Source organism: Flammeovirga sp. EKP202 (assembly GCF_014534745.1).
Classification (GTDB): Bacteria; Bacteroidota; Bacteroidia; order Cytophagales; family Flammeovirgaceae; genus Flammeovirga.
Map to the genome: position 1 here is coordinate 1 of NZ_JACVVP010000101.1, position 7,302 is coordinate 7,302.

At 36.1% G+C, this 7,302-nt stretch carries 4 protein-coding genes; all 4 read left to right on the forward strand.

Translation table 11 applies throughout. The annotated features are described in order from the left end of the window. On the forward strand, positions 1-792 hold a 792-nt coding region (locus tag IC221_RS28975), incomplete at its 5' end, for a T9SS type A sorting domain-containing protein (protein ID WP_188172275.1). Positions 793-1,421: 629 nt separating this feature from the next. Continuing rightward, positions 1,422-5,174, forward strand: coding sequence for a sulfatase-like hydrolase/transferase (locus tag IC221_RS28980; protein WP_188172276.1), 3,753 nt, complete (start codon positions 1,422-1,424; stop codon positions 5,172-5,174). Between the two features lie 34 nt (positions 5,175-5,208). Beyond that, positions 5,209-5,853: a hypothetical protein gene (locus IC221_RS28985; RefSeq protein ID WP_188172277.1), complete on the forward strand. Its 645-nt coding sequence runs from the start codon at positions 5,209-5,211 to the stop codon at positions 5,851-5,853. A gap of 228 nt (positions 5,854-6,081) precedes the next feature. Then, on the forward strand, positions 6,082-7,302 hold a 1,221-nt coding region (locus IC221_RS28990), incomplete at its 3' end, for an SIR2 family protein (protein WP_188172278.1).

A 7,302-nucleotide genomic window follows, 5' to 3' on the forward strand; every position in this document is an offset into this window, starting at 1 on the left:
TTATTACAAGAAGCCTCAGAAGCCTTGATGATCACGTATGCGGAAGGCGACAATGCTGAAAGTGTAACCTCAAACCTAACGTTGCCATTGACCTCATCGCATACTAGTACAGTGGCTTGGAGTTCATCCAATGAAGCAGTGATTTCATCCAACGGAACAGTGACAAGACCATCAGCAACTACAACGGTAACGCTTACAGCGACATTAAGTTTGGAAGAGGAAACGACGACTAAAACGTTCGATGTGACTGTAATAGCAGCAGAGAAAACGATCGCTGAATTATTACAAGAAGCCTCAGAAGCCTTGATGATCACGTATGCGGCAGGCGATAATGCTGAAAGTGTAACCTCAAACCTAACGTTGCCATTGACTTCATCACATGCCAGTACAGTGGCTTGGAGTTCATCCAATGAAGCAGTGATTTCATCAGACGGAACAGTGACAAGACCATCAGCGACTACAACGGTAACGCTTACAGCGACATTAAGTTTGGAAGAAGAAACAGTGACTAAACTTTTTGAAGTAGTTGTATTGAAAGAAGAAGTTCCTACTTCAGTAGAAGATGGACTTTTGATCCTGAATATATATCCAAACCCAACAGTGGATCACTTAGTAGTGAGTACACCTCAAATAGACGCAGACATTGCAGTGTTTGACTTATTGGGTAAATCGATCGATAATTTTACAACAGAGAAAACAGCCAACGGATACAAACTGAATGTACAGTCATTACCAAACGGTAAGTATATCCTGAAGGTGAACACTCAGAGTAAATTGTTTATCAAAAAATAATCCATCAATTGGAATAAGTAGACCACACATAGGCTGTTAAGTGAGGGTAAAGTCTACAGGAGTTTCGAGTCCGAAAGTTAAAATATGGGTAGGTGATAGTGCAATCTCATCAAGACTGAAACTAAAGAAGGTTAAAACACTCAGTTTTGGTGAAGCAATGATCACTTGCCCATTATTTCAGCGATCATACACGATATTCTCCACGATGCTTTATGCTATTACTTAACACATTGTAAACTAATTGGCTTTTAGAAATCAGGAGATTTCTTCCGATCCATAGGACACGAATGACGCTTACGCTTAACATTCGCGCCAGTGAGCTTTCTACCATTTTAGTTTGGTAGTATTCCCTCCGGCATTGAAGGGAAAAGCGTTAAGAATTTCATGAATTGAGCCGTTAAAAATGATTTTCTTGTTTGAGCAAAGCGAGTTTAAAATCATTTAGGCGAGAGGAATGAAATTTAGCTTTTGACTTCAAAGCCTAGATTTTTTGCTTCGTTTTTCATCAATGGAAAAATGAAGAAGAAGGAAGCTTGAAAGTAGGACATAAAAGTCTGCAGAATAATTGATTGAAATTTCACGGTAATTTAGTTTACAATGCACTTAACAGCCTTTTTAATATTCGACAAATGAAAAAATTCATACTAATCTATTTTTTACTCTTTTTTTCCTCATTACTTCAAGCACAAACTCCCGCTCATGATATGGCCAAAAGGCTAGGCAATGGCTACAATTTTGGAAATGTGATGAGTGCCAAAAATGAAGGAGACTGGGCTGACCCAATAGAGGAATTTATGATGGATGATGTGGCAGCAGCCGGTTTTGACCATATACGTCTGCCCGTTCGCTGGGGAAGCCATACTACAGAAACTCCACCTTACACGATCGACGAAGCATGGTTGTTACGAGTAGAAGAAGTAGTGGATTGGGCCACTGAAAGAGGATTGATTGTGGTGTTGAATGCCCATGGTGAACATTGGTTTATAGAAGAAGTGACCAAAGAAGATGAAGTGTATACTGATCCTGCAAAGTGGGAAAGGTTTTTAGCTATTTGGACGCAGATCAGTGCTCATTTCAAAGATAAAAGTAATGATGAATTAGTCTTTGAGTTGATCAATGAACCTTATTTTAATATGAATAAAGGATTAGTAGATCAGTTAAATGTTGAATTAGTAGAGACAGTACGCAAAGACAATCCTGACCGTATTTTGATGGTAGTAGGAGGTGGAGATAATGCTATTTTTGCTCCTCAACAAATGGACCCGGCTCTTTTTGAAAATGAAGATAAACTAATACCATGGTTTCATTATTATTGGCCTAATACATTTACAAAATACCCGGAAACGAATAACAGTATTCCGGATTGGGGAACAGCAGAAGAGTATGCTTCATTGAGAGCTGATTTTGAAAATGTAAAACAGTGGGCAGACAATTTGAATTTACCGTTATACTTAGGTGAATTTGGATCAAATAACTTATGCTCACCTTTGAGCAGAGCAAAATACCATCAAGCCGTAGCTACGTTGGCTGAAGAATTAGAGATACCAAGAGCCATTTGGTGTGCTGGTCCAAAAGCCAACAAAACCGTTTATAATCGTAAAGCAGGCGATTGGGTTGAAGGGCAGTTACAACCCCTATTTCCTAAAACGCAAAGGAAAAATATTCTCTTTATCATGGTTGATGATTTGAATACTGACCTGACCGCTTTTGGAAATGAGGAAGTGATTACTCCTACTTTTGATCAGCTATCGCAACAAGGTATTCAATATGCCAACGCCCAATGTTCTTATCCTGTTTGTGGTCCTTCAAGAGCCAGTTTTCTTACCGGAACTTATCCTGAAAGAAATGGCATTACCAACCTTACTTTAAAACTGGAAGAGACCGCTCCAAACCTCACCACCTTACCTCAGTATTTAGCATTGAACGGTTACAGAACTGCTGCTGTTGGGAAAGTTTTTGACCCAAGAAATGTGGACGACGGACACAATACTACTTCATGGACTGACGATTATAAAGATCCAAATCATTACGATTATCCAGAAGAATATGGAGATTTTGTATCAGGCAATAACTACAGAGTAGAGGCAGGGGTGTCTTATGAAAAAGGGCCGGAAGGAGTAGGAGATGATGGCTATCAAGATGGGCAATTTACATTGGAGGCGATCAAGGTGATGAATAAGTTTTCAGTGACGGAACAACCGTTTTTCTTATCTGTAGGTTTTAAGAAACCACACTTGCCTTTTGTAGCTCCGCAAAAGTATTTTGATTTATACGAAGGCAAAACCATTACGTTAGCAAATTATCAAAAATTACCTGAAGGAACAGATAGCATTGCTTACAAAGCACCATCAGAACTATTGGGCTACAAGGATATTCCTCAGACATGGGAAGATATTTATAAGGATGCGGAAAAAGTATTGAACCTTGAAAAGCAAAGAGAATTATTGACCGCTTATTACGCTTGTGCGTCTTATATTGATGCTCAAATTGGGATGTTGGTTGATCATCTAGAAGCCATAGGCGAGAAAGATAACACTTTGATTATTGTTTCTTCAGATCATGGATTCAACTTGGGAGATCATAATATGTGGGGGAAACATAACCTTTTGCAAAATTCGGCTCAGGTGCCATTGATCATCATAGATCCTTCAGAACGATTAAAAGAGTCGGAGAGAGCAGTACAGTTGATTGATCTGTATCCTACCATTTGCGACTATGCATACTTACCCAAACCAACGTTTTTACAGGGTAATTCTCTCTATCATAATGATGAGGAGGAAAGAGCTTACCCATTGGATTTGGCGGTAACTTATTATAAAAGGAATGGTAAAAATGGCTATTCGTTTAAGAAGGGAAACGAGCGATATACCCTTTGGACAAGTAACAAAGAAATGACTCCGCTGAATGTTCCTTATTCAGAAGTGACGGCATTTCATGAAGAGTTTTATATTTATGAAAATAGCCAAGCGATTGAGACTATAAACGAGGTCAATAATGCAGAATATAGCAACAAGATTGCTCTGCTAAAACAAGATGTAGAACAATGGTGGAATCAATATTATGCCACAAACGAAGAACGTGTTAATGGTAATCTCATTAAAACTAACCCTAGTTTTGAGAATGGTGTAGAGGAAGGTTGGATCACGACATCGAAGGAAGGTTTAGGGATAGAATATCAACTTCAAAACGATACACACCCCACTACTTCATCAAAATCAGCCGCTTTTCATATCACTTCGAATGGTGGAAATTTCTCCAACCTAGGGTTTAGAACTTTGGATCACGCTATTGGTTTTCCAACAGCTGAAGCTCAAAAGTTCCTGGTGAAATTTTCCGTTTATGCAGATGTCGATACAGAGCTAAGGTTCCAGTTGCAGTTGGATAAGGGAGTGGATAAAATCAATAGTGAGACCATTGTAATTGAAAAGGATAGGCTGTATCAAGTTGAACAGGAAATTACTGCTACAATGGAAGGAATGACCACTCTTCGCCTTTTATTACAATTGGGTAAAGTGGTTGGGACAATTTATATCGATGATGTATTTGTATCCGTGGATGGAGCATTAGATGATAATCTTTTCTTGCAAGAAGCCATCAATGCCACTGAAATAGGTTTCCAACATGAAGATCATAAAAATAATGTTGTACACAACATTTATCTCCCCACACAGTCAAGTTATGAAGCCACTGTCACATGGACCTCTCATGCGGAAGACTTGGTAAAAGTGCAAGGCGATTCAGGCTTAGTTACAACACCTGAAATAGAGCATGCTATACGATTGGATGCAGAAATCAAATACAAACATTTGGTAGGTCACAAGTCATTTGTCATTAAGTTGAAGGGGGAAATGTCAAGTGAATTAAAAGCCCTAGAAAAAGAGGTGTACATTGGTTTTAATGAAAATGATGATGTGCAATCTGTCACCCAAAACATCCACCTTCATGCTCCTGAAAGAACGGGATTGGAAGTACAGTGGGTATCGTCCAATAGTAATATTATTGAAATCGATGGAACCAAAGGAATTGTAAAACCGACTGAGCAAAACGAAAAAATCATCATTACAACCCTCTTGAAATTAGGGGAAGAGGAATTGATCAAGACGTATGAATTAACGGTCATCAAGACAGAAACGGAAATTCCTCCAACGTCTATTACTCCTCCAGTCGACTTTAAATTATATCCTAACCCAGCCTTCGATTTATTGTATATCAGAGGCCTAAATCTAAATAAAAAAGACGTTTATATTTTCGGAATAGATGGAAGGGAAGTCAATGGATTCCAGATTAACGAATCAATGGAAGCTTTTGATATATCCACACTTCAAAGCGGTGTTTACATTCTTCAAATTGATAAAACACGAAAGAAATTCATTAAGCAGTAGTAATCATTTTATTCATTTTTTTAAATCATATACCATGAAAACAAAACTATTGATCGGTGTTCTTTTGATGTGTTCCACGATTGTATGGGGGCAAACCGATGAACAAAAATTGTATGCCAAGAAATTTACAGATTGGGTCAATAAAGTAGTGCAATTATCTCCCGAACAATACGAGCAGATGAAGGCATTGAGAGTGAAATATAATATGCAAAAGGACTCATTAGAAGCCAGATCTTATTATAGTCACGAAGATAAAGTGAAAATGAACAAGCAGTTTTATAAAGACCGAGATAAGATTTTGACCCTTGATCAACAGTCTGAATTACTGTCCTTCTTGATTACTTCAAGGGAATTGAAAATCATTACGTCTGAGATTCCATTGGAGAAGGAAAAAGTGGCAGAACTAAGAACAAAAATAATGTTGGTCAACAAAAGAATGGTTATCCATATTATCAAGCTTGGAAAATTTAATATCAAGTACCTTGAGATGGAGAAGTCATTTGCGATCGAGAAAGATTTGATTTTAGGGAAGGTCCTCACACCTGAACAATACAATTATTATATCTCCGTAAGAGATCAAAAATTGAAAGAACATGCCACTTCTTCCGTAGATTATATGAACATGAAAGCAGATTCTGTTTTGGAAGGCTACAATGTTCTTTTACCAGATGATATTTAAACCAACATTTCTATATATATAACTTTTAGATAAGATAAAAAGTCAAGCTGTTTTAGTTTGGCTTTTTTTGTTTCAGATGAAAAATTGAAAGTAAACCAATGTAGAGCCACAATGCTTTGTGGCTAACGAACCATTTCTAATTATTTAGAGCATAATAGTAACAAATGATACAATTATTTTAGAACTTTAGAGAAATAAGCTAATACTAATAAAATTACAATAGCAAACATGGAATATAGAACGATAGAAGAATTAGCGTATGTGATACAGCAAGCAAAAAAGGCAGGTCAGCCTCAGCCCATTTTCTTTCTTGGTGCTGGAGTTTCCAAGACTGGAGGAATACCTTTAGCAAATGAGATTATAAAAGATATATTAGAGAAATATAAGGATAGTCCGTTTATCAAAAAACTTAAGGATGAAGATAAAAATTATGTTCAGTTGATGAACTGTCTTCAAGCTTATGAAAGAAATGAATTATTGAAAGGTTACATTGATAATGCTAAAATTAATGTAACTCATATTTACCTTGCTCAATTACTTCATAGCAGTTATGTTGATTATATCCTAAGCGTTAATTTTGATAATCTGATGTTACGTGCTTTATCGTTGTATAATGAATTCCCTGCGACTTATGATATGGCAATTCTTAAGGATTTAACAACCTCAACGATTAAAGAAAAATCAGTCGTTTATTTACATGGTAAACATGATGGATTGTGGTTATTGAATACTGAAGACGAAATGGCAAAAGTGGGTGATATTTTACCTAGAATATTTGATAGTATTAAGAATAAAAGACCATGGGTAGTGATTGGTTACAGTGCTTCTGATCCAGTTTTTGAACACATTAAAAACCTAGGAAGATTCGATCATGATTTATATTGGGTGGGATACAAGGATAGTGAACCTAATGCAAATGTAAAATCATTTTTAAACACTAAAAATACAAATGCATATTTTATAAAAGGGTATGATTCAGACTCTTTTATGTTAAAACTGAATGAGGAATTAGGACTAGATCAACCTATTATTATGGATAAACCGTTTTCTTCATTAAAAAATATGTTAGGTGAAATAAATGATATAGATGAAGATAAACATTTTAAAGGTGTAAAAGATAGGCTTGAAATAGCAAAAAAAAATGTTGACATAGCAATACAACAGTTTGAAAAGAATAAAGTTGTTACCATTGATCCAAATGAATTATCAATTGATAAATTGAAAAAAGAAATAATAGAGTTAACTATTTCTGAGGAATATGACATAGAAAAAATAAAATTGATTGAAGAAAAATTAAATAAATTTAATGATAATAGTATAAATGATTCATTATCTGATTTATACTTTAATTGGGGGAATGCTTTAGGAGATTTAGCCGAAATGAAGGAAGGAGCCGAAGCAGAATCTTTGTTTTTAGAATCAATAGATAAATATAAAAGGGTAATAGAT

Excerpts from the sequence above, each read along its gene's own strand:
- IC221_RS28980 (WP_188172276.1), top strand. The coding sequence starts at position 1,422 with ATGAAAAAATTCATACTAATCTATTTTTTACTCTTTTTTTCCTCATTA.
- IC221_RS28985 (WP_188172277.1), top strand. The coding sequence starts at position 5,209 with ATGAAAACAAAACTATTGATCGGTGTTCTTTTGATGTGTTCCACGATT.